The 24117-nt window shown below is 47.8% G+C and carries 20 protein-coding genes and 1 pseudogene; 17 read left to right on the top strand and 4 right to left on the bottom strand.

Features of this window, described 5'->3' with window-relative positions:
- Positions 1-94: 94 nt before the first annotated feature.
- The 3 genes and pseudogenes from ilvD to P5G61_RS26160 all read right to left on the bottom strand — a co-directional run bounded on the left by ilvD (position 95) and on the right by P5G61_RS26160 (position 3507).
- On the bottom strand, positions 95-1780 hold the full coding sequence (ilvD, locus tag P5G61_RS26170; protein WP_024633084.1) for a dihydroxy-acid dehydratase: 1686 nt from the start codon (positions 1778-1780) through the stop codon (positions 95-97).
- 314 nt (positions 1781-2094) lie between these two features.
- Positions 2095-2343, bottom strand: a pseudogene (locus tag P5G61_RS26165) (KGG domain-containing protein); the annotation flags it as partial.
- A gap of 111 nt (positions 2344-2454) precedes the next feature.
- Positions 2455-3507, bottom strand: a complete 1053-nt coding sequence (locus P5G61_RS26160; RefSeq protein ID WP_301249145.1) for an acyltransferase family protein — start codon at positions 3505-3507, stop codon at positions 2455-2457.
- Positions 3508-3728: 221 nt separating this feature from the next.
- On the opposite strand from P5G61_RS26160, the gene P5G61_RS26155 reads away from it, so the two are divergent.
- The 6 genes from P5G61_RS26155 (at position 3729) to mgrA (ending at position 9007) form a co-directional block, all read left to right on the top strand.
- On the top strand, positions 3729-4694 hold the full coding sequence (locus P5G61_RS26155) for a sugar kinase (RefSeq protein ID WP_301249144.1): 966 nt from the start codon (positions 3729-3731) through the stop codon (positions 4692-4694).
- 86 nt (positions 4695-4780) lie between these two features.
- Positions 4781-5446 (top strand): bifunctional 2-keto-4-hydroxyglutarate aldolase/2-keto-3-deoxy-6-phosphogluconate aldolase, encoded by a 666-nt coding sequence (locus P5G61_RS26150; RefSeq protein ID WP_063566860.1) that lies wholly within the window; start codon positions 4781-4783, stop codon positions 5444-5446.
- A 90-nt stretch (positions 5447-5536) separates the two neighbouring features.
- Positions 5537-6301 (top strand): alpha/beta fold hydrolase, encoded by a 765-nt coding sequence (locus tag P5G61_RS26145; RefSeq protein ID WP_301249143.1) that lies wholly within the window; start codon positions 5537-5539, stop codon positions 6299-6301.
- 61 nt (positions 6302-6362) lie between these two features.
- The gene (locus tag P5G61_RS26140; protein WP_301249142.1) at positions 6363-7148 is read left to right on the top strand and encodes an HAD family hydrolase; all 786 of its coding nucleotides are present in this window, start codon (positions 6363-6365) and stop codon (positions 7146-7148) included.
- Positions 7149-7170: 22 nt separating this feature from the next.
- Positions 7171-7911, top strand: a complete 741-nt coding sequence (locus tag P5G61_RS26135) for an NAD-dependent protein deacylase (protein WP_301249141.1) — start codon at positions 7171-7173, stop codon at positions 7909-7911.
- An 88-nt stretch (positions 7912-7999) separates the two neighbouring features.
- Positions 8000-9007, top strand: coding sequence for an L-glyceraldehyde 3-phosphate reductase (gene mgrA, locus P5G61_RS26130; protein ID WP_079350667.1), 1008 nt, complete (start codon positions 8000-8002; stop codon positions 9005-9007).
- Positions 9008-9113: 106 nt separating this feature from the next.
- Here mgrA and P5G61_RS26125 read toward each other — a convergent pair whose 3' ends face one another.
- On the bottom strand, positions 9114-10079 hold the full coding sequence (locus tag P5G61_RS26125; RefSeq protein ID WP_435874295.1) for an AraC family transcriptional regulator: 966 nt from the start codon (positions 10077-10079) through the stop codon (positions 9114-9116).
- A gap of 156 nt (positions 10080-10235) precedes the next feature.
- Here P5G61_RS26125 and P5G61_RS26120 point away from each other — a divergent pair, with 156 nt between their 5' ends.
- From P5G61_RS26120 to ptsP, 11 genes are all read left to right on the top strand, one after another.
- The gene (locus P5G61_RS26120) at positions 10236-11417 is read left to right on the top strand and encodes a galactokinase (protein WP_301249139.1); all 1182 of its coding nucleotides are present in this window, start codon (positions 10236-10238) and stop codon (positions 11415-11417) included.
- A 1-nt stretch (position 11418) separates the two neighbouring features.
- Positions 11419-12408 (top strand): UDP-glucose 4-epimerase GalE, encoded by a 990-nt coding sequence (gene galE / locus P5G61_RS26115; RefSeq protein WP_301249138.1) that lies wholly within the window; start codon positions 11419-11421, stop codon positions 12406-12408.
- 15 nt (positions 12409-12423) lie between these two features.
- Positions 12424-14022, top strand: coding sequence for a UDP-glucose--hexose-1-phosphate uridylyltransferase (locus P5G61_RS26110; RefSeq protein WP_301249136.1), 1599 nt, complete (start codon positions 12424-12426; stop codon positions 14020-14022).
- Positions 14023-14177: 155 nt separating this feature from the next.
- Positions 14178-14771 carry an MSMEG_1061 family FMN-dependent PPOX-type flavoprotein gene (locus P5G61_RS26105; protein ID WP_301249135.1) on the top strand — a complete coding sequence of 198 codons (594 nt, stop codon included), beginning with the start codon at positions 14178-14180 and terminating at the stop codon, positions 14769-14771.
- A 92-nt stretch (positions 14772-14863) separates the two neighbouring features.
- Entirely contained in the window at positions 14864-16027 is a 1164-nt protein-coding gene (locus P5G61_RS26100) for an iron-containing alcohol dehydrogenase (protein WP_301249134.1), read from the top strand.
- A 261-nt stretch (positions 16028-16288) separates the two neighbouring features.
- Positions 16289-16825, top strand: a complete 537-nt coding sequence (locus P5G61_RS26095) for an NfeD family membrane protein (protein WP_063566870.1) — start codon at positions 16289-16291, stop codon at positions 16823-16825.
- Between the two features lie 58 nt (positions 16826-16883).
- Positions 16884-18437 carry a flotillin lipid rafts scaffold protein FloT gene (gene floT / locus P5G61_RS26090; protein WP_301249133.1) on the top strand — a complete coding sequence of 518 codons (1554 nt, stop codon included), beginning with the start codon at positions 16884-16886 and terminating at the stop codon, positions 18435-18437.
- Positions 18438-18602: 165 nt separating this feature from the next.
- Positions 18603-19457 (top strand): glucose PTS transporter transcription antiterminator GlcT, encoded by an 855-nt coding sequence (glcT, locus tag P5G61_RS26085; RefSeq protein ID WP_301249132.1) that lies wholly within the window; start codon positions 18603-18605, stop codon positions 19455-19457.
- Between the two features lie 287 nt (positions 19458-19744).
- Positions 19745-21799 carry a glucose-specific PTS transporter subunit IIBC gene (gene ptsG / locus P5G61_RS26080; protein WP_301249131.1) on the top strand — a complete coding sequence of 685 codons (2055 nt, stop codon included), beginning with the start codon at positions 19745-19747 and terminating at the stop codon, positions 21797-21799.
- A gap of 77 nt (positions 21800-21876) precedes the next feature.
- Complete coding sequence (locus tag P5G61_RS26075) at positions 21877-22152, top strand: HPr family phosphocarrier protein (RefSeq protein WP_024633102.1); 276 nt, start codon at positions 21877-21879, stop codon at positions 22150-22152.
- Positions 22145-23857, top strand: a complete 1713-nt coding sequence (gene ptsP, locus P5G61_RS26070; RefSeq protein ID WP_301249130.1) for a phosphoenolpyruvate--protein phosphotransferase — start codon at positions 22145-22147, stop codon at positions 23855-23857. The genes P5G61_RS26075 and ptsP overlap by 8 nt, the downstream gene beginning before the upstream one ends.
- Positions 23858-24117 lie beyond the last annotated feature (260 nt).

The following is a 24117-nucleotide window of genomic DNA, read 5'->3' as shown; positions in this document are numbered from 1 at the left end:
AAGAAAAGGATTGCTCTCCGCCGAAGTCGGCTGAAGAGCAACCCTTTATTTATGTTCCCGATAAGGCAATTCATCGGATATCCTTACACTTGAATTAGATACTCAGTACGCCACCGTTGCTTGCATTCGTTACCAGTTTGGAGTAACGAGCGAGGTAACCGGTTTTTACTTTTGGTTCAAAGCCTTTCCAACCTGCACGACGACGTTCGAATTCTTCGTCACTGATATGCAATTCGATGATACGGTTATTCAGATCCAGTTCAATGATGTCTCCTTCTTCGACAAAAGCGATTGGACCGCCTTCAGCAGCTTCCGGAGAGATGTGTCCGATACTGATTCCGCGAGATGCGCCAGAGAAGCGTCCGTCGGTGATCAGACCGACTTTGGCACCAAGGCCCATACCTACGATCTGGGAAGTAGGCGCAAGCATCTCAGGCATACCTGGACCGCCTTTTGGTCCTTCATAACGGATAACGACAACGTGTCCTTCTTTTACTTTGCCATTCGCAATGCCTTCAAGCGCTTGTTCTTGGGAATCAAAGCAGATAGCAGGACCTTTATGATATCCGCCAACCGATGCGTCAACAGCACCGACTTTGATGATAGCTCCTTGTGGTGCAAGGTTACCAAACAATACAGCCAAGCCGCCTTTTTCGGAATGCGGGTTGTCCAGATGGTGGATGACATTCGTATCCTGGATTTCTTGTCCTTCAACGTTCTCACGGATCGTTTTACCGGTTACAGTAATGCAGTCACCGTGAATCGCACCTGGTTTCTTAAGCAATTCGTTCAGAACTGCACTTACGCCACCCGCATTGTGCACGTCTTCAATGTGAAGATCGGAAGCAGGTGCAAGTTTCGCCAGATGAGGAACGCGGTTAGCAACTTCGTTGATGCGCTCGATTGGGTATTCGATACCTGCTTCATGAGCCAATGCCAGCGTATGAAGTACCGTATTCGTAGATCCGCCCATAGCCATATCCAGTGCAAAAGCGTTGTCGATAGCTTCTACAGTAACGATATCACGTGGTTTCAGATCCATTTTGATGAGTTCCATCAGTTGCTTAGCAGATTGTTTAACAAACTCACGACGCTCAGGAGCAACAGCCAGGATGGTTCCGTTGCCTGGCATAGCCAGCCCCATCGCTTCAGCCAGACAGTTCATGGAGTTCGCTGTGAACATACCGGAACATGATCCACATGTCGGACAACCGAATTGTTCAAGCTCAAGAAGGCTCTTGTCATCGATTTTACCTGCTTGATAAGCACCTACGCCTTCAAATACGGAGGTCAGGGACAGAGCTTTACCATTGCTGTCACGACCTGCCTTCATAGGTCCACCGCTGACGAACACGGTTGGGATATTACAGCGAAGCGCACCCATCATCATACCTGGTGTGATTTTGTCACAGTTCGGGATACATACCATGCCGTCGAACCAGTGTGCAGATACAACCGTTTCCACGGAATCCGCGATAATGTCACGGCTTGGCAGCGAGTAACGCATACCAATGTGTCCCATGGCAATTCCGTCGTCAACTCCAATGGTGTTGAATTCGAATGGAACGCCACCGGCTTCACGAATAGCATCCTTAACAATTTTACCGAATTCCTGTAGGTGAACATGGCCGGGCACGATATCAATATAAGAGTTACATACGGCAATAAATGGTTTGCCAAAGTCCTCTTCTTTAACGCCCGCTGCGCGGAGCAAACTGCGGTGCGGTGCACGGTCAAAACCTTTTTTGATCATATCGGAACGCATCTTCTTGGCTGACATGGTGTATTTCCCCCCAAATTTATAATATTGAGCAACATGAATGGAAATATAAATGGCAGTGCATCTGTCGTTTAATTTCATCCGTACTCTTAAAAATAGACCAGTGATACTGGCTTCGAGCTTCCCGTAGTTTATGAAACTCTTTGCTGCTTTAAACCCGTGAACAACCCGGTTTTTCTATAGAGTCTATCACAACCGTCGTTATATTTCTACAATGAATAGAAAGAAGCTTCAATCCATTAGTGGAATGAAGCTTTCTTGATTTGAAGCACTCTCTCGGGTGTTCTTTCGCCGCTGCCCATGGGGATAGGCTAACTGCTTCCGCCTTTGCGTCCAATCTCCCGGTAGAATTCTTTATTATGTGTTTCGGAAGTTGCTTCTCCACCTTTGCGTCCAATTTCCTTATAGAACTGAGAATCGTGCGCATCTGAAGTCGCTTCTCCACCTTTTTTACCTATCATTTGGTAGAAGCTGCGATCATGATTTTTGGAGGTGGCCTTGCCACCTAATCTACCCGCTTCCTCGCGACTCATTTTGTGTTCAGACGTCTGTGGGCGTGCCATTACAAATCACTCCTTATATCATAAGTAGATTGTTGTAGCGCGTATTCCTACTTACCACAACATTTCCAGTATGAAACAAGTTGAATCTGATGGAGAGGGCAGGATTTTAGCTCATCTGAACCAGGATGCTGAGCGTTTCAATCCCCCCTGACGATTGAGGTGAAAGCGGGAAATATCGGGCTCTATGAGAGGCCGAAACGCATGACGGACGGCTGGATGAGCCAGCGTTATAGCGAACATTAACGCAATGGAGACTATCACCGGAATGTACAAACTGGTTTCCATATAATTGTAAACCCCGGACCAGATGGCCAGACGAACGAGAAATCCATGTAAAAGGAACACATAAAGAGTGCGCCGTCCCAGATCGGTCAATCTGGATGTTAATGAAGGGACCCAGGCGAGAAATAATGCTCCCGATCCGATCTCAAGGGCATAGATTCCGAGTCGGTAAATTCCGGCAAACCACTCATGGTGTCCAAGCTCTGCGTAAGTCATGCTACCCAGTAACCACCCTGGTGCAATGCTGAGTCCTCCCAGTCCGATCCAACCAAGAAGAGCAGCAGACAACGCAGCTGCAATTTTGCGGCCCCAGCCGGATCGCAAACGGGAGCGGATGGACGCTCCGTAGTCATACCCAATAACAAAGAAAGGAAGAAATACAAACGTGCGGCTGAAGCTCAGCCAGAAACCGTCAATGGGTAAATATCCGGCACATACCCCTAGCATCACGGCACCGAGCAGTCTGTATATCGGTTTCCATGAGAGTGTAAGACGAAGCAGCAGCCGCCAGCAGAAATGACTTGCCAGAAACCAGAGCAATAAATAAGGTGCAAAGAAAGACAAACGCATATGCGGTGTGTGGAATATGGTGAAATCCGTTATTGCATACAGGGACTGAAACAGAAAGTACTGTAATGCAATCTGCTTAAGCACATTACGGCCAGATGCACCTTGGAGTGAATGTCTGGCAAAGTAGCCGGTTACCCATACAAACAGCGGCATGTGAAACGTATATATCCACAGAAACAGAGCCTCTGCTCCTGCAAATCGTGTAATGATCGGTTCGAGAGCATTGCCCGCAAGTACACAGACAATGAGCATAAAGCGCAAGTTGTAAAAAAAAGAATCCTGATCTTCGTGAATTATGGTCGGTTTGTTCATGGTGTAACCCCCTTGATAACCCTTGGCAATTGCAATCTGGTTCTGTAATAAGGGTAATATGGATGTGCATCATTTATTGTGATATATTTCACAATAGAAAGCGCTATCCTTTCTCAAAACTGTGACAACAAAATGAACGCTCCGGGATTGACAACGGTTGCATAGAGGCTGACAATGGGGAAAGAAGATGAGAAATTGTAAATATAAGGAGGGGAGAATTCATGTCGACGAATACCCGCCGAAGCCCTGAAATTGTTACGTTTGGCGAAAGTATGGGTTTGCTGACGGCTAAGGATACACGAGGTCTCGAATATGCGGCGACATTAGATAAGTCATTTGGCGGAGCGGAAAGTAATCTGGCGATTGGTGTATCCCGGCTTGGGCATACCAGCGGCTGGTTTGGCCGCCTGGGCAATGATCCGATGGGTAACATGATCATGAAGGCTATTCGTGGTGAAGGTGTGGATGTATCCCGAGCAAGGATGAGCGACAAAGAGCCCACCGGTTTGATGATTCGTGAGAACGCTTCCGGGAAAGCCTCGGTACACTATTATAGGAAGCTATCCGCTGCAAGCGCGATTACTCCTGAAGATCTGGACTCGGATTATATTGCGGGTGCGCAAATCCTTCACGTGACAGGCATCACCGCAGCAATAAGCGCGTCGGGACTTGCTACGGTTGAAGCTGCTATACATATAGCCAAGCAGGCTGGTGTGAAAGTGAGTTTTGATCCGAATCTGCGTCTTAAACTGTGGTCAGCTGAAGAAGCACGACCTGTTCTGCTTCGTCTCGCTGAGCAGGCGGATTATTTCTTGCCGGGTCTGGATGAGATGAAGCTTCTGTATAACGAAGAAGATGATCAAAAAGTTCTTGAGCGTTTGTCCGCCATGAATGCAGTCTGTATCGTAAAGGGCGGCCCTGATTTGACCTATGTATTGGTGAATGGTACCCTAACGGAAGTTCCGTACTTCAAGGCAGATCATGTCCTGGATACCGTTGGGGCAGGAGATGGATTCTGTGCGGGCTTTTTGTCCGGTCTTATTAAAGGATATTCCCCACAGGAGGCGACCCGTCTCGGGAATTTGACTGGTTCCATGGTTATACAGGTTGTTGGCGATTGGGAAGCGCTCCCGACGTGGGAGCAGGTCGAGGCTAAGCTGAACAATGTAGCTCATGTTGAGCGCTAGTCGCTGCTGATATCATATATGTCTCATCTTCGTTCATTAATGTAAGGCTTGTAATACACAACCACATTGACAAGGGAGAGAATGAAATGAAGAAGCTTCAGCTGCTGCAAAAAATAACGGATAGTGGGGTTGTTGCGGTTTTGCGTGCGGATTCTGCGGACCAGGTTATCGCCATGGCCGAGCAAGCCATCGCGGGAGGCATCAAGATTATTGAGATTACCATGACCGTGCCTAGTGCCCTCAAAGCTATCGAGAAATTAAGCCGTGTATATCATTGGAACACCCAAGATCCAGAGAAGTTTGCCATTATTGGAGCCGGAACCGTGCTTGAACCCCAGACAGCGCGTGCCGCGATCATGTCAGGTGCCGAGTTTGTTGTAGGGCCTTCGCTGAATCCGGACACGGTAAAAATCTGCAACCTGTACCGGATTCCGATTCTCCCAGGGGTGATGACCATTGCCGATGTACAACGTGCATTGGAACTTGGCGTGGATATTGTGAAGTTGTTCCCGGGTAATCTCTACGATCCGTCCATTATTAAAACGATGAAGGGACCTATGCCACAAGCGAATTTTATGCCGACCGGTGGGGTGTCCTTATCCAATCTGGGTGACTGGATTAAGGGAGGCGCCGTTGCTGTAGGGATCGGTTCGGACCTCACAGCGGAAGCCGTGAAGACGGGGGACTTGAGTCATGTTCGCCGCAAAGCGGAACAATATATGGATGCTTACCGCAAGGCCAAGGCCGAATAGCGATGAATAATGGAGAAGGGGAGCCTCAGGAATGAAGGCTCCCGTTCTGCAAGCCGCGGCACCTGCGGAAGTACAGAAAGGTGATGAACGTTGAGAAATCGATATAATACAGGGCGCAAGAAGAGGGGCATTGGGAAGTTCCTGCTCGTTCTTCTGGCGCTCATTGTTATTGGGTGTGGGTTTGTGGCATGGAAGCTGTTCACGCCTTATGGACCACAGGAGATGGCTCAGACAGCCATGGAAACTGCAGATCAGGTGACTGTAACTGAAAAAGACAACTGGATTGATTTTGTACCGGACAAATCTGCTGGGGTGAGTGTTATTTTTTATCCAGGTGGATTGGTTAAACCGGAAAGTTATGCACCTCTTGCCCATGAACTTGCTGCAGCAGGACATCATACCATTGTTGCAAAAATGCCGGTCAATTTGGCGGTGCTCAAACAAAATCTCGCCGATGATATTATTAAAGCCTATCCGAATGAACCATTTGTTATGGGAGGGCATTCTCTTGGTGGATCGATGGCGGCACGTTATGCGGCTTCCCATCCGGATGCACTTCAGGGCATTTTCTTTCTCGCATCCTATCCGGATGAAAAAGGCAGTGTGAAGTCATTGGGGATACCAGCGTTGTCCATACTGGGCACGAATGATGAAGTGGTGAATGCAACAAAGTATCAGAATGGTCGGGCATATTTGCCGGAAGATACGGTGTATTACACCATTGAAGGTGGTAACCATTCGCAGTTCGGTGACTATGGCCACCAGAGCGGTGACGGCGAAGCTGGGGTCAGTGAAGAGGAACAATTGTCCCAAACGGTTAAAACGATTGTAGGCTGGCTGGATACAATCAAATAAGCTGTCAGTTCAAAGTTGAATGGGACGAATGCATAGCAGTCAGTAACTGGAGGTGATCGGGATGTCCATGCTTCAAATCCATGGTAAGCAAGTTGCCTGCCGAGGTATTCTATTTGATAAGGATGGAACGCTGCTGGATTTCTTGCAATTATGGGGGCCGTGGGCAGAGTCTCTACTGAATCAGCTGGAATTACAACTGTCAGAGCTTGGGGCCTCGTTCACGGTCGAGCGTGAGCAGGTTCTGGGTACGGTCCGCAATCGTGAAGGTCATCTAATCGGATATGATGTTCAAGGGCCTTTGGCAATTGCCACGGTGGACGAGAGTAACGGACTGCTTGCTGGGCAGTTGTATGCAGCAGGCATGCCATGGAATGAAGCAATCACTACGGTCCGCCGCTTTTCCAGTGTGGCCATGCGTGAGATAAAGCAGAGAAAAATGGCCGAACCGATGCCTGGATTAAGAGCATTTTTGCAGAGCTGCCAGGAGGCATCTATCCCCATGGCAGTCGTCACTTCGGACAACACAGCTGCTGCGGAGGAACATATGGAATGGATGGGAATTCGGTCGTATTTTACATCAATTGTAGGCAGTGACCGGGTAACCAAAGGAAAACCGGATGGAGAGGCTGCGGTTCTAGCTTGCCGGGAGTTACATATTCTTCCTGAGGAAGCTGTTGTGATCGGTGACAGCAATGGGGATATGCAGATGGGACGTAACGCAGGGGCATCCTATATGATTGGTTTCTGTCCCGAAGTCGGGGGAAGTGACTATTTGCATGAAGCTGATGACGTCATTCAGGGTTATAATGAGTTAAAGATCATCTCTGAACGTTCTTTCCAGGGATGATCTCGTAAAAGGAGGAGAGAGGATGAACGCAACAGAACAACTGGCTGCCTGGATTAAGGAAAGCTCGAACATTGTTTTTTTCGGAGGGGCCGGAACTTCAACGGAAAGCGGGATTCCCGACTTCCGCTCTGCCGCTGGCCTGTACCAGACAGAGCAGCATTCACCCTATCCACCGGAAGAGCTGCTAAGCAGACGTTTCTTCGACCAGCATGCTGATATTTTTTATGATTTTTATCGAGGCAAAATGCTTCACCCCGATGCGGTGCCCAACGGCTGCCACCGACTTCTCGCCAGATTAGAGCAGGAAGGAAGACTTCAGGCGGTCATAACGCAGAATATCGATGGGTTGCACCAGAAAGCTGGCAGCAGCAATGTCCTGGAGCTTCATGGTTCAATCCATCGAAACGCTTGTATGGATTGCAAGAGGTTCTACGCGCTGGATGACATTATTACAGCCAAAGATACGGTTCCTCGTTGTCATGCGTGCGGTGGCGTAATCAAGCCCTATGTCGTGTTATATGAAGAGGAACTGGATCAGACGATATTATATCGTTCGGTAGACGCTCTGTCTGCAGCGGATTTATTGCTGGTAGGTGGAACTTCACTGACCGTGTATCCTGCTGCACAATTGATTACGTATTTTCAGGGAAAACATACGGTCTTGCTTAACGCTACACCTACGGCTTACGACCGGCAGGCTGATTTGCTGATTACTGATCCGATTGGTGAGGTAATGAATAGGGTGGACCAGCTTCTTGGTTAAACATAAGTCAACATTGTCCGAATAACCGCATTCTCCGGCATACGGACCGGGTACAAGAGGCGGAACCTGGGGAAAGAAGGGATTCATGATGGTCTACGTAGCCAGCGATGCACGCTACGAAACAATGAAATACAACCGCGTTGGACGTTCAGGTTTGAAACTGCCAGCGATTTCACTTGGGTTATGGCATAATTTTGGTGGCATTAATAATGCGGAGAACGGCCGAAATATGATTACCCGTTCGTTTGATCTGGGCATTACGCATTTTGACCTTGCCAACAATTATGGTCCGCCGGCAGGTTCGGCAGAGCAGTTATTCGGTCAGGTATTGGCACAGGATCTGAAGCCATATCGAGATGAACTCGTTATCTCCACCAAGGCCGGGTACTATATGTGGCCTGGACCTTACGGTGAATGGGGTTCTCGTAAAAACCTTGTTTCTAGTCTCAATCAGAGCTTGAAGCGCATGGGTCTTGATTACGTAGACATCTTTTATTCTCATCGTTATGATCCCGAAACACCTCTGGAAGAAACGATGATGGCGCTGGACCATATTGTTCGTTCCGGTAAAGCACTGTATGTCGGCATTTCCAATTATCCTGCAGAGCAGACGAAGCAAGCGGCCGAGATTCTCAAAGGCTTGGGTACCCCTCTGTTGATTCATCAACCTAAATATTCGATGCTGGATCGCTGGATTGAGGATGGGCTGCAGGATGTACTTCATGAGAACGGAACGGGCAGTATTGCATTCTGTCCATTAGCGCAGGGGGTTCTTACGAATAAATATCTGAATGGTATCCCGGAAGATTCACGTGCCAAGGGACCATCTGTATTCCTGAATGAGAACAATATCTCGCCAGAGACATTGCGCAAAGTACGTGCTCTGAACCAGATTGCAGCATCTCGTGGTCAGAGTCTGGCTCAATTTGCACTCGCTTGGGTATTACGTGATGGCAAGGTAACTTCTGCACTGATTGGTGCCAGTCGTCCTTCGCAGATTGAAGAGAATGTGGCTGCACTCAGTCAGTTGGAATTCTCCACAGAGGAATTAGAGCGTATTGAATCGATTCTTCGTCCCGAACCGGATCATAAATAAAGTTCAAAAGGTGCATCTTAGCCATAATGGCGGGATGCACCTTTTTTATCATTTCTTTTCTGTATGTATGCAAGATGCAAGAAAGCATCCTTTTCGGTATAAAGAATCATCGATTGTTAGGCGGTGCTTGGCGTGTCCCTTGCGTCTGCGGCCTCTTAAGAATGTTCTCCCTGTACAGGCTGGGAGCTTCACCGTGGAATCGTTTGAACTGTTTGGAGAAATACAGCGCATCTGGCAGCCCTACAGAGGCAGATACCTGTTCAATGGACAGATCAGGACGTTCCCGCAGTAGCTGGCGCGATTTGTCGATCCGCAGTTTAAGCAGGTAGGTAACTGGTGATAGCCCGGTTTCCTGTTTGAATATGCGGGACAGGTACGCACGGTTATAGCCAAGACTTGATGACATTTGCTCAATCGAGACAGGGTAGGCATATTGGGTAGACATATATTGAATCATCTGTTTTACCGTTCGACGTATTGAAGATTCACCCGGTATTAAGGTTTGGCCTTGAGAAAGGTGATTTTGTGCTTCGGCTAGAATCATATATAACGTACCCAGCGATGTAAAATGAGAGCTTTCTTTCCGCTCGGCAAAAGCCATCTGCATGACAGATAACCAATCCGAAATTCCACAAGATGGTCCGGCATGAAAGACGGATTTCTCAGGACGGAATCCTGCTTCCTCTGTATGCTTCGCAGCCTGGCTGCCAGTAAAGGCCATCCACCGGTATTGCCAGGGTTGACGTGCATGGGATTGGTAGCTCACAAGCTGCCCCGGATGAATGAGGAAACAATCTCCTGCGGATAGTTCGTAGGTGTGCAGTTCAGTACGGAACGTACCGGACCCTTTTTCTACATAGTGCAATAGATAATAATCGTATAGCTTTGGTCCAAGGGCGTGACCGGGGAGGGTTTGGCTTGCACCTGCAAAGAGGACATGTAATGCCCCTTTTTCATAATAGACAGGATTGGAGGCAACTGAATAGCTGAGTGCTCCGCTTTTACCCGAGGGCTCCGGCGTGGTGCGTTCGGCTGGTGAACCCGTTACATCTTCCATACGTTGTTCAGTCATGATGACATTCCTTTCCTTCCTTGATGTTCCATTCATTATACGTCGAAAGGTCACATTTATCCATATGGAACACACATGGTTGCATTTCAAGTGGGACCGCCTTCTTGTATAATAACATTAAGAAAACCAACAACATTGAGATGGGGTGCAGCAGCAATGAACATAAATGAATTGAAACAAAAGTTTATTGACAAGTACGGAGAGAGTGGAGCGGACATCCGTGTATTCCATGCCCCTGGGCGGGTGAATCTGATCGGTGAGCACATTGACTATAACGGTGGATACGTGCTTCCGGCAGCGCTTGAATTCGGCACCACTTTGATTATCCGCGAGCGTGAGGACAACAAGTTGCAGTTGGCTTCCACCAATATGCCCTATGAAGGAACGCTGGATACGTCTACTATTGGCAAAGAGAAAACAGGGGAATGGACGGATTATCCGGTCGGCGTCATAGTTGAACTTCAAGGCAAAGGCGTGAAAGTAACCAAAGGTTATGACTTCCTCTACCATGGAGAAATTCCGAACGGCGCAGGACTTTCCTCTTCCGCATCGCTGGAGGTTCTCACCGGGTATGCCATCCAGTCCCTCGAAGGTGTAAAGGATATCGATACGGTTCAGCTGGCGCTTCTGTCCCAAAAGGCGGAGAACGAATTCGTCGGTGTTAACTGCGGCATCATGGATCAGTTCGCTGTAGCGAATGGCGCAGAGGATCATGCAATCCTGCTGATGTGTGACACCCTTGAGTATGAAAAAGTTCCATTCCGTACCGGCGCCTATAAGCTGGTCATTGGTAACACGAACAAACGCCGCGGTTTGGTGGACTCGGCTTACAATGAACGGCGTTCTCAATGTGAGCAGGCACTTGCCATTTTGAAAGAACAGCTGCCTACGCTGAACTACCTGGCGCAACTTACACCAGAACAGTTCATCACACTCCAGGATCATATCAAGGATGAGAAGGTAAGACAGCGTGCCCAGCACGTGGTGGAAGAGAATGCACGTGTACTTGCATCGGTGGATGCACTCCGTGATAACAATCTCGAAACCTTCGGCAAGCTGATGAATGCTTCTCATGAATCGCTTCGTTATCTCTATGAAGTGAGCTGCGAAGAGCTGGATGTGATGGTAGAGGAAGCACAACGAATTCCGGGAACTCTTGGTGCACGCATGACCGGAGCCGGATTCGGCGGATGTACGGTATCCCTTGTCCATGAGGACGATGTGGAGCGTTTTGTAACTGAAGTTGGAGCAGCCTATGAAGCACGCACCAATCTCAAAGGCGAGTTCTATGTATGCGGAGTGGGCGACGGCGTTAAAGAATTGAAGGAGGCGAAGTAAGATGGCGATTTTGGTGACAGGTGGAGCAGGATATATTGGTTCTCATACGGTAGCGGCTTTGTTGGAGCGTGGCGAAGAGGTTGTTGTTGTGGATAACTTGCAGTCAGGGCATCGTGAAGCTCTGCTGGGTGGGAAATTATATGAAGGAGATCTGCGTGACAAGGAACTTCTGGCGAAGCTGTTCGCTGAGAATTCCATTGATGCAGTCATTCACTTTGCAGCCAACTCACTGGTCGGCGAGAGCATGAAAGATCCTGTTAAATACTATGATAACAACGTGTTTGGCACACTGTGTCTGCTGGAAGCAATGAATGCAGCAAATGTACGTCGCATCGTCTTCTCCTCCACAGCTGCCACTTACGGTGAGCCGGAGAAAGTGCCGATCGAAGAGAGTGACCGCACAGAGCCTACGAACGTATACGGTGAAACCAAGCTCATGATGGAGCGCATGATGTCGTGGTTCGACAAAGTACAGGAAATCAAATACGTATCCCTGCGTTACTTCAATGCAGCCGGAGCCCATGACAGTGGCAAAATTGGTGAAGATCATCAGCCAGAGAGTCATCTCATTCCACTCGTGCTGCAAACGGCTTTAAAACAACGTCCTCACATCGCCGTGTTTGGTGACGACTACGCGACTGAAGATGGAACCTGTGTACGTGATTACATCCACGTAAGTGATCTGGCGGATGCGCATCTGCGGGCCGTAGACTATCTCCGTAAAGGCGAGAACAGCAACGTGTTCAACTTGGGTAACGGTCAAGGCTTCTCAGTTAAACAGGTTATCGAGACGGCCAAGAAAGTGACCGGTTTGGATATTCCGGTTGTTCAGGAACCACGTCGTGCGGGTGATCCGGCTGTATTGGTGGCATCGTCTGCCAAAGCTAGATCCGTACTGGGCTGGAACCCGAAATGGACGAATCTTGAAGATGTCATTCAAAGCGCATGGAGCTGGCACCAGTCTCATCCTGAAGGCTACGGAAAAAACTAGGAGGCGAATATTGATATGTCACAGACTCATATTGCAGCAGGTGCCACAGAGCGGACCCCGGAGCAGCAGGAAGCACTGCATGCCATTGAACGTCTGGTAGCATTTGCCTTGCAGAACAAACTGATTGAAGAAGCGGATCTGGATTACAGTCGTAATCTGCTGCTGGAGCAGTTCGGGTTCTCTGAGCCGTATGCCGGAGTATTAAACGAGACGGTGTTGGATGGACCACAACCGTTGCTGGATACACTGATTGACTACGGATTTGAAATTGGACTTATACCCGAAAATACGGACACGTACCGTGATTTGCTCGATGCCAAAATTATGGGTCAATTAATGGCCCGTCCATCCGAGGTGGTGCGCGCATTCCGCCATACGGAGCAGACCGAAGGCATTGAGGCGGCTACTTCCCAATTTTATGAGCTCTCGATTCACTCCAACTACATTCGGATGGACCGCATCTCCAAAAATGTGTACTGGACACAGGATACAGCTTATGGCGATATGGAGATTACAATTAACCTGTCCAAGCCGGAGAAAAGCCCGAAGGAAATCGCGATGGCAAAGCTGCTTCCGCCTCCGGTGTATCCGAAGTGCCAGCTCTGTCGTGAAAATGTGGGCTATGCCGGTCGGGTCAACCACCCGGCTCGTCAAAACCTGCGTGTCATACCATTGGAATTAAACGGTGAACCTTGGTTCTTCCAGTACTCTCCATACGTGTACTACAACGAGCACTGCATTATTTTCCATCACGATCATGTGCCGATGAAATTGACCAAGGATACACTGCGCAGGCTGCTGGCCTTCGTGGGAGAGTATCCGCATTACTTCATCGGTTCCAATGCCGATCTGCCCATCGTTGGCGGCTCCATTCTGACCCATGACCATTTCCAGGGTGGACGTCATACCTTTGCCATTCAAAATGCGAAGCCAGAGGCGGTATTCCGCCATCCAGGTTCGCCGGGACTTACGCTTAGTCTTGTGAAATGGCCAATGTCCGTACTGCGACTGGCTTCACATGATCCGGCTGAGCTGCTCGAAGCGGGCAATGCCGTTTATGAAGCGTGGAAGGTGTACAGTGATTCTACTGTGGAGATCGAGGCATTCAGTGAGGTTGACGGAGAGCTGATTCCGCACAACACGGTTACTCCGATCGTTCGCCGCAGTGCAGACGGTGGATATGAGATGGACCTCGTTCTGCGGAACAATCGCACAAATGATGAACATCCCGAAGGGATTTTCCACCCGCACCGCGAGATGCATCATCTGAAGAAGGAGAACATTGGACTCATTGAAGTGATGGGGCTTGCCATCCTGCCAGGTCGTTTGAAAGAAGAGCTGGACAGCATTGCGGATATTCTCGCTGGGGATATCAAGCTTGCCGAGGCAGCCCAAGCTTCCGATCATGTATTGAACAAGCATCTGGGCTGGGCTGAGGAATTGATTGAACGTTTCGGTCCCAACCTGAACAAGGAGCAAGCCGTTGCGCTTGTACAACAGGAAGTCGGCTTGAAATTCGCCGAAATTCTGGAACATGCAGGCGTCTACAAATATGATGAGGCAGGGCGTCAAGCCTTCCGTCGTTTTGTAAGCAGCATGGGATACATTGAATAACAACAGGTATAACAAGGAACACCAGCTCATACAAGGGCTGGTGTTTTGATTTGTTTGACTTGTGAAAATGGAAGAATACTTCTTTTCTATGCACACATGTATAATGTTAGAAGAAAAGTAATGGATACTCCTTATCATTTTGAAGAAAAGGGGATATGAAAATGGAAAAAAAGGCTTTGAATGTACCATTGGTTACCGATGTAGAGGAATTGCAGAACATGGTAGGCGAACCAAGCGAGCAAGTGCGCAACAAGGTCATTTCCTTTGTGGATTCACATGTCCAGCACTTTCTGTCCATGTCGCCATTATTTTTCCTGTCCACTTCAGACCGTTCAAGTAAAAGTGATGTATCCCCTCGCGGTGATGAAGCAGGCTTTGTGAAAGTTCTCGATCAATATCGGCTTGTTTATCCCGAACGTCCGGGTAATCGCCGAATCGACTCGCTGCTGAATATTCTGTCCAACCCAGGAGTTGGCATGATCTTTCTAATTCCAGGTATGAATGAAGTGCTGCGTATCAATGGGAGGGCTTCGATTACCAAGGATGAGGAATTTATCGCCAGTATGGGCTGGAGCGGTAAAACCATTGGGGCGGCTGTCATTGTGGATGTGGAAGAATGTTTCATTCATTGTCCACGAGCGTTTAAACAGGCGGGATTATGGTCGTCTGAGACATGGGTGGATAAGGAAAGCCTGCCTTCAACCAGCGAAATGTTCCGTGCACATTTGCAAATCAACGGGTTGATATAAAGTGAGTGGCTATCGATTTGTTTTTATATAATCGGGGTACTATAATTGGAGTTGCACTAAAAATTCTAAACTCCATTGGAGGCGACATAGATATGAGATCATTTCAATTTTATAATCCAACCCGATTGATATTCGGTAAAGGTCAGCTGGAAGCACTGAAAACCGAAGTACCGAAATACGGCAAACGGGTTCTGCTTGTATATGGTGGCGGCAGTATCAAACGCAGCGGTTTGTACGATCAGGTGATCGGATTGCTCAAGGAAGCTGGAGCTGAAGTTACGGAGCTGGCTGGTGTGGAACCAAACCCGCGTCTTTCGACTGTTCACCAAGGTGTAGACCTCTGCAAAACGAACAACATCGACCTGATCCTCGCTGTAGGCGGCGGCAGTGTACTGGATTGTGCCAAGGCAATTGCCGTAGGTGCCAAGTATGATGGCGACATGTGGGACTTTGCTCAGCGCAAAGCCGTTGCACAGGATGCTCTACCACTCGGTACCGTGCTCACAATGGCTGCAACGGGTTCGGAAATGAACTCCGGTTCGGTGATTACGAATCAGGATACACAGGAGAAATTGGGCTGGGGCAGTGCGTATTCATTCCCTGCGTTCTCGATCCTTGATCCGGTAAATACATATACCGTTCCTCTGGACCAAACGGTTTATGGTATGGTGGATATGATGTCCCACGTACTGGAGCATTACTTCCATCTAGATGCAAACACACCAGTTCAGCTTGGTTTCTGTGAGACGATTCTGCGCACCGTCATGGATGCAGCCCCTCGTCTGGTTGAAGACCTGGATAATTATGAGCTGCGTGAAACGATCCTGTACTGCGGAACGATGGCGTTAAACGGCGTACTGAACATGGGTCTCGCTGGTGACTGGGCTACTCACAATATTGAACACGCGGTATCCGCAGTATATGATATTCCGCATGGCGGAGGATTGGCGATTCTGTTCCCGCATTGGATGAAGCATAATGTGGACGTGAATGTGGATCGTTTCAAACGTCTGGCGATCAATGTGTTCGAAGTTAACCCTGAAGGTAAATCGGACAAACAGATTGCAGAAGAAGGCATCGAAGCATTGAGCAAATTCTGGACATCCATTGGTGCGCCTAATCGCCTGGCTGATTATGATATCGATGATAGCCAAATCGAAGTTATGGCTGATAAAGCTATGCTCTTCGGCCCATTTGGTAACTTCAAAAAATTGCAACGTGAAGATGTTGTATCCATCTACAAGGCTTCTCTGTAAAAACAAAACATTAAGGCACAGTAATGTGTTCTGGAACCGCATGTCTCCTTTAACGGAGATTTGCGGTTTTTTGATGTGAATAAGAGCAAATCTGAGAATGCTCAAGCAAGTGGGTCTTAGCACGATGAGAATAACCATTATCGGGTCTTGGAACCAAATGAGGAAAGATTTTGAAACATAACGGCACCTTGCTACGTATTTATTTACATGAGGAATGCCCAGTGAGTATGGAATTGCGGCAGAAGAGAGGAGGAACGGGATATGGAGTCCATCTATTGGGGGTGTCTAATCGGAGGTGCGATATTTGCGGTCGTCAGCCTTGTGCTAGGTGACTTGATTGATGGCTTGCTGGACGGGGCCTTTGAATTGCCAGGCCTTGATTTTTTCAAACCTGTTGTGCTGGCAGGTTCCATAACAACGTTTGGCGGAGCTGGTATTATGCTGACACGTTATAGCTCGATAAGTGCGATTTCGGCATTGATACTATCCCTGCTTATAGGTATTGCTGCAGCCATGCTGGTATTCTTTGCATACATCAAGCCAATGCGTAACAGTGACGTTTCCATTGCGTTTTCCATGAAAGAGCTATCCGGGAAAATTGGAGAAATTACCATTCCGGTACCGGAAAAAGGTTTTGGTGAAGTCATGATCAAGATTGCTGCCGGTAATACAGTGCACACCGCATCCAGCTTTGAACATCGTCCCATTGCGGCGGGAGCGCGTGTTGTTGTTGTGGATGTAACCGAAGGTGTGCTGCGTGTGTCAGAATGGGATGAAGATGTACTTAAAGACGTTTAAGGAAGTTTAACAGTAAGCAGTTTAAGCACTCATGAATGAATAAGGGGAGAGATGTGGAATGAATTTGAATTTGGATTGGGATGTGTTGTTAATTCCTGCAATTGTTGTCGGTGTAATTCTGATTCTTGGTTTGGCCTTCTGGGCAAGGTACAAAACGGTTGGACCGGATGAAGCGATGATCGTTACGGGATCGTTCCTTGGCAGCAAAAACATTTCTGACGATGATTCCGGTCGAAAAATTAAAATTGTTCGTGGAGGCGGCGCATTTATTTTGCCGGTGTTCCAGCAGTCGGAGTTTATCTCGCTATTGTCCCATAAGCTCGACGTCTCCACACCGGAAGTATACACGGAACAGGGTGTACCGGTCATTGCCGATGGTGTTGCGATTATCAAGGTGGGAAGCGCTGTAGAAGACGTGGCTACCGCAGCCGAGCAATTCATTGGTAAGCCCGTGGAATCGTTAAGAGGCGAAGCACAGGAGGTTCTGGAGGGGCATTTGCGGGCCATCCTCGGAACAATGACGGTGGAGGAAGTATACCGTAACCGTGATCGATTTGCGCAAGAGGTTCAAGGCGTAGCTGCCAGAGATCTGAAAAAAATGGGATTACAGATCGTCTCGTTTACGATCAAAGACGTTCGTGACAAACAAGGTTATCTGGATGCCCTCGGTAAACCGAGAATAGCAGCCGTTAAGCGGGATGCTGAAATTGCGGAAGCAGAAGCGATGCGGGATGCACGTATTCAGAAGGCTAATGCGGAAGAACAGGGCCAAAAAGCCGAGTTGCTGCGTGATACGAATATTGCTGAAGCTGCAAAAGAGAAGGAACTGAAGGTAGCAACGTTTAAGCGGGATCAGGATACAGCAAAAGCGGAAGCCGATCAGGCGTACCATATCCATGAAGCCCGTGCGAGACAGACCGTGGTGGAAGAAGAGATGAAGGTTGAGCTCGTTCGTAAAGAACGTGAGATCGATCTGCAAGAGAAAGAAATTATCGTACGTGAGAAGCAATATGATGCTGAAGTGAAGAAAAAAGCAGAAGCCGATCGTTACGCGGTGGAGCAGGCTGCCGAAGCGGATAAAGCCAAAAGAATGCGTGAAGCCGACGCGATACAGTATTCCATCGAAACGCATGCCAAGGCAACAGCGGAGCAAAAGCGGCTTGAAGGGCAAGCTATGGCGGATGCAGAACTTGCCAAAGGTACAGCGGATTCAGAGGTTATTCGTCTGAGAGGTCTTGCAGAAGCAGAAGCGAAGGAAAAGCTGGCCGAAGCGTTCCAAAAATTTGGCGAAGCTGCCGTGCTCGATATCATTGTCAAAATGCTGCCTGAACTTGCTGGTAAAATTGCGGAGCCGATCTCCGCGATTGATAAGCTGACCGTTGTGGATACAGGTAAGGGTGAAGGCGCTGCCCGTGTAAGCAATTATGTAACAGAGCTCATGGCGACGGCTCCCGAGATGCTCAAAAGTGTCTCCGGCATTGATGTGGAGCAGTTAATTAAAGGTTTCACGAAGCCTAAAACAGCAGCACCGGTTGCCATTCAACAGAGTGAGCCTGTAACGACTCCGTCTATAATTGACAAGATTGTGGAAAAAGCTGGTGTTGATGAGTAACACAACGAGTTGTAAAGCATTCATGCTCTATTGACCTTAAGGCGAATTTTTGTTACTTTTTAAGCGAGACGTCCGGCGCGGTTTGCCCGCTTTCGGATGTCTTTTCGTTCTTACTAGGGTGTGACTGAATCACACCTAAGCTGGTGTGAAAAAGAGGTGCAAACATTGAGTAGCCTGCAAGTAGCCAAAGCGCTAAATAATAATGTGATTATTGCACAGCATCCTGAACATGGAGAAGTTGTCGTGATTGGTAAAGGCATCGGCTTCAATCGGAAAACGAATGATATTATTCCTCTGATGGCTGTGGAGAAGATGTTCATTCTGAGAAACCAGCAGGAGCAAGAGCAGTATAAACAGCTTCTTCCACAAGTGGATGAAGCATTGATCGAAATCATTAACGAAGTCATTACGTATATTGCAGAACATACGGACGTTCCTTTAAACGAACATATTCATATCGCATTGACCGATCATATTTCTTTTGCATTAAAACGGAAAGAACAAGGCATTGTCATACAGAATCCTTTTTTATATGAAACCCGTGAAATTTATCCTGACGAATATCGCATGGGTGATTATGCGGTGCGTTTGATAAAGGAAAAATTGGGCGTAGATTTGGGAATGGATGAGATCGGTTTTATTGCGCTTCACATTTACAGTGCCATGACCAACCAAAATATTTCTCAAGTTCGGGAGCATTCCCAACTGATTACCGATTTGGTGAGCCTGGTGTCCACCCAACTGGATTATTCGTTTGAGACGGAGTCATTGGATTACTCCAGGTTGCTGACCCATCTTCGATTCGCCTTGGAGCGTGTCCGTCGGGGGGACAAAGTGGAAGAACTTCATAAATTGGATTCCCTATTGAAGTTGGAGTATCCTGAAATGTACTCGCTTGCATGGAAGCTAACAAAGGTGATGGAAAAAAGGTTGAATCTCCCTGTATATCCTGCTGAAGTAGGCTATCTGACCATTCATTTGCAGCGCTTGAATCAAAGGAAAGAAGAAGATAACAAGTGAATATTTTCCACAGGTGGAATCTCAATTTGATAATTTTCTTGTAAAGGCTTGCACTGATTATGAAGTGGTGCTACAATGATTTCCGTAATCAAGCAACTGAATAAACACAAACGACGTGTTACTGATTCGATCAGGCATGAGTTATATAGAGCGTGATTGTTCTTACCTTATACCGGGTATGCTATACCCGAAGGTTGGATCAATTTCCTTTATTAACTCATGCCTTTTTTGTTTTCCCTTGCTTGCTTCACAACATACAAATTTAAAAGAAAGGGTGATACGACGCAATGTTTAAAAAGCTTTTTGGTGTATTGCAAAGAGTAGGTAAAGCTCTTATGCTACCAGTGGCGATTTTGCCAGCGGCAGGTTTGCTGCTAGGAATCGGTAACATGCTTGTGAATCCTGATTTCCTTCAGTATGCTACCGTGCTAGATACCCCATGGGTGAGTTCAATCGCGACGATTATGATGAATGCGGGGCAGATCGTATTCGATAATCTGGCATTGCTGTTCGCTGTCGGGGTAGCCGTCGGGCTGGCCGGAGGTGAAGGTGTCGCAGGTCTTGCGGCCATCATCGGTTACTTGGTCATGAACGTGACTCTGGGTACGGCTGTTGGTGTTACGCCAGCGATGATCGGTGAAGTACCAGGCTATGCCAGCATCCTGGGTATCCCAACATTGAGTACGGGCGTGTTCGGAGGTATTATCATAGGTATTACCGCCGCGCTATGTTACAATCGATTTTTCAAAATCGAACTACCGTCTTACCTTGGTTTCTTTGCAGGTAAACGCTTTGTTCCGATTATCACTTCAGTCGTTTCCCTCTTAATCGGGTTGCTTCTGGTGGTCATCTGGCCTCCGATTCAAAATGGGCTGAACGCTGTATCTCACTTCATGGTAGATACAAGTCCGACATTATCAGCATTCATTTTCGGAGTCGTAGAACGGTCACTTATTCCGTTCGGTCTGCATCACATTTTCTACTCGCCATTCTGGTTTGAGTTCGGTGAATATGTGAACAAAGCTGGAGATGTCATTCGTGGCGACCAGCAAATTTTCTTCAATCAATTGCGTGATGGTGTGAACCTTACCGCGGGAACGTTCCAAGTAGGTAAATTCCCGTTCATGATGTTCGGTTTGCCAGCTGCGGCGCTTGCGATGTACCATGAAGCAAGACCGGAACACAAAAAGTATGTTGCAGGGATCATGGGATCAGCTGCGCTGACTTCGTTCCTCACAGGGATTACAGAGCCACTTGAGTTCTCATTCCTGTTTGTAGCACCCATCCTGTTTGCAGTACACTGTATCTTCGCAGGTTTGTCTTTCATGACGATGCAAATTCTTGGAGTCAAAATCGGGATGACGTTCTCCGGTGGATTTATTGACTTCCTGATCTTCGGGATTATCCCGAATCGCACACCTTGGTGGGATGTTATCATCGTAGGTTTGATTCTTGCAGTGATTTATTATTTCGGATTCCGATTCATCATTCGCAAATTCAACCTCAAAACACCGGGACGTGAAGAAGCGACTCCTGAAACAGCTTCGGGCGGTGGCTCCGGATCAACGGATGATCTGCCTCACAACATTCTTGCTGCATTCGGTGGACAAGAGAATATCAAGCATCTGGATGCCTGTATTACTCGTTTGCGGATTGAAGTAAATGAGAAATCCAGTGTAAATAAAGATCGTTTGAAACAATTGGGTGCATCTGGTGTGCTTGAGGTGGGTAATAATGTACAGGCCATCTTCGGTACACGCTCAGATACGATTAAATCCCAGATGCAGGATATCATTGCAGGACGTGTACCGGCACCAACGCCAGCAGCTGAGGTCAAACCAACTCCTGAAAAGGAGAAGGAACAGGGAGCAGAGGGCGAACGTATTGTTGCCGAGGACATCGTTATGCCTGTGAATGGTGAACTGATGGACATCACAAACGTTCCTGATCCGGTCTTTGCCGAGAAAATGACAGGTGACGGCTTTGCTGTTCTGCCTCATGATGGCAAGATTACATCGCCTGTATATGGCAAAGTGTTTAACGTATTTCCAAGCAAACATGCCGTGGGCATTATGTCTGACGGAGGCAAGGAAGTGCTTGTTCATATAGGTGTCAACACGGTGAAGCTGAAAGGTCAGGGCTTTAACGTGCTTGTGCAGGAAGGCGATCTGGTATCGGCGGGTCAACCGATCATGGAAGTCGATCTGGAGTATGTAAAAGCTAACGCTCCTTCGATCATTTCACCAGTCATCTTCACCAACCTGCCAGAAGGATCAACAGTCACCCTCAAGAAGAGTGGCGTGCTCAAAGTTGGCGATCAGCCAATTATTGAGATAAAATAAGAAGTGTTATCCCAATGGCAAGCAAGTGTAAATAGATGCAATGCCTAAACTAAATTATTGAAAGTGAGATGATTGTAATGCAACAAACATTCAGAATTACAGACGAAGATGGTATCCACGCACGTCCGGCGACAGCCCTGGTTAATACAGCAAACAAATTCAAAGGTGCAGAATCCTTTGCAGAAGCTAACGGTAAAAAAGTAACTTTGAAATCCATCCTGGGCGTACTTTCCCTTGGTCTGGAACAAGGCGACACCATCAACATCATCGTTGAAGGTGAAGGCGAAGCAGAAGCTCTTCAAGCTCTGACAGACGTTATGGTTAACGAAGGGCTGGGCGAAATTAATGCTTAATGTTTCTGGGATCGCGGCTTCGGCGGGTATTGCTATCGCCAAGGCGTTTATCTTGGAGCATCCCAACTACTCTGTAGAAAAACGCGAAATCAACGACGTTGACGCAGAGATCGCCAAACTCGACTCGGCTCTGGGCAAGTCCCAGGGCGAGCTTGAGGCGATCAAAGAGCGCACTTTACAAGAGCTTGGCGAGAAAAAAGCTGAGATTTTTGCTTCGCATTTGCTCATTTTGAATGACCCGGAACTGATTGATCCGGTTAAAGCGAAAATTGCAGATGATAAGGTTAATGCGGAATTCGCATTGAACGAAACAGCAACGCAATTTATCGAAATGTTTGAAAACATGAAGAGTGCTTACCTGCAGGAACGTGCTGCGGATATGCGTGACGTTACCAAACGTGTGCTGAATCACTTGCTTGGTATCGAATTCATGAGTCCAGCTGAGATCAGTGAAGAAGTGATCGTGCTTGCGGAGGATCTTACGCCTTCCGACACGGCTCAATTGAACCGTCAATATGTAAAAGGTTTTGCAACCAATATTGGTGGACGTACTTCGCACTCCGCAATTATGGCTCGTTCGCTTGAAATCCCGGCTGTCGTTGGAACCAAGGACATTCTGGCTCAAGCAAAACAAGGCGATATGATTATCGTTGACGGATTGGATGGTCACGTACTGGTTAATCCAACGGACGATGTTATTGCTGAGTATCGTTCCAAACAGGAGCAATACGATGCACAACGTGCAGAGTGGAGAAAACTGCGTGACGAGCCAACCGTAACGGTGGACAACGTTCATGTAGAGTTGGCTGCCAACATTGGTACGCCTAATGATGTTACTGGCGTTCTGGAGAACGGTGGCGAAGCTGTAGGCTTGTATCGTACCGAGTTCCTGTATATGGGCAGAGACAAGCTTCCTTCCGAGGACATTCAGTATAATGCTTACAAGGCTGTACTGGAGAAAATGGAAGGCAAACCTGTTGTCGTTCGTACACTCGACATTGGCGGAGACAAAGAGCTTCCATATCTGGATCTGCCAAAAGAAATGAATCCATTCCTCGGCTTCCGCGCAGTTCGTCTGTGTCTGGACCGTCTGGATATTTTCCGTACACAATTGCGCGCATTGCTGCGCGCCAGCGTACATGGTAACCTGCGTGTCATGTTCCCGATGATCGCAACACTGGGTGAATTCCGTGAAGCGAAGGCTGTCCTGCTCGAAGAGAAGGAGAAGCTGGTTACTGAAGGAATTGCTGTTTCAGACAGCATTCAACTCGGAATCATGGTTGAAATTCCTTCGACTGCAGTCCTGGCGGATCAATTTGCCAAAGAAGTGGATTTCTTCAGTATCGGAACGAACGATCTGATTCAATACACCATGGCTGCTGACCGTATGAACGAGCGTGTGGCTTATCTGTATCAACCATACAACCCTGCCATCTTGCGTTTGGTTAAAATGGTAATTGATGCAGCGCACCGTGAAGGCAAATGGGTTGGCATGTGTGGAGAGATGGCCGGAGATGAAACAGCAATTCCATTGCTGCTCGGTCTCGGACTGGATGAGTTCAGCATGAGCGCAACATCCATTCTGCCAGCTCGCAGTCAGATCACCAAGCTGTCCCGTGCAGATATGCAAGAGCTTGCTGCCAAAGCACTGGATATGCAAACGGCTGAACAAGTTGTTGAATTGGTTCAAAGCATTCAAGCGTAATGTAATTTTAAGGGGTCTCCACCCGATTTTAAGGGTTTCTTTTTCCGATAAAAAAGCTGCAGTCGTGCAGCGATTTTGCCGGTATCTGTTGTTACAGCAGATACCGGCTTTTTTTGTTGTCGATATTTCTACTAAGCATCAGGTAGTGACTTGAACATAAAGGAATAGACCCTCACTTGTTGGAAAACTTGGCGCTGGATAAACAAAAGACAGACAGACGCACGGACGGGACCAATAAAAGAAGACACCGCAGCAGACGT

The organism is Paenibacillus vandeheii (assembly GCF_030433635.1).
Taxonomy (GTDB): Bacteria; Bacillota; Bacilli; order Paenibacillales; family Paenibacillaceae; genus Paenibacillus; species Paenibacillus vandeheii.
This window is presented reverse-complemented; position numbering and strand designations above follow the sequence as displayed.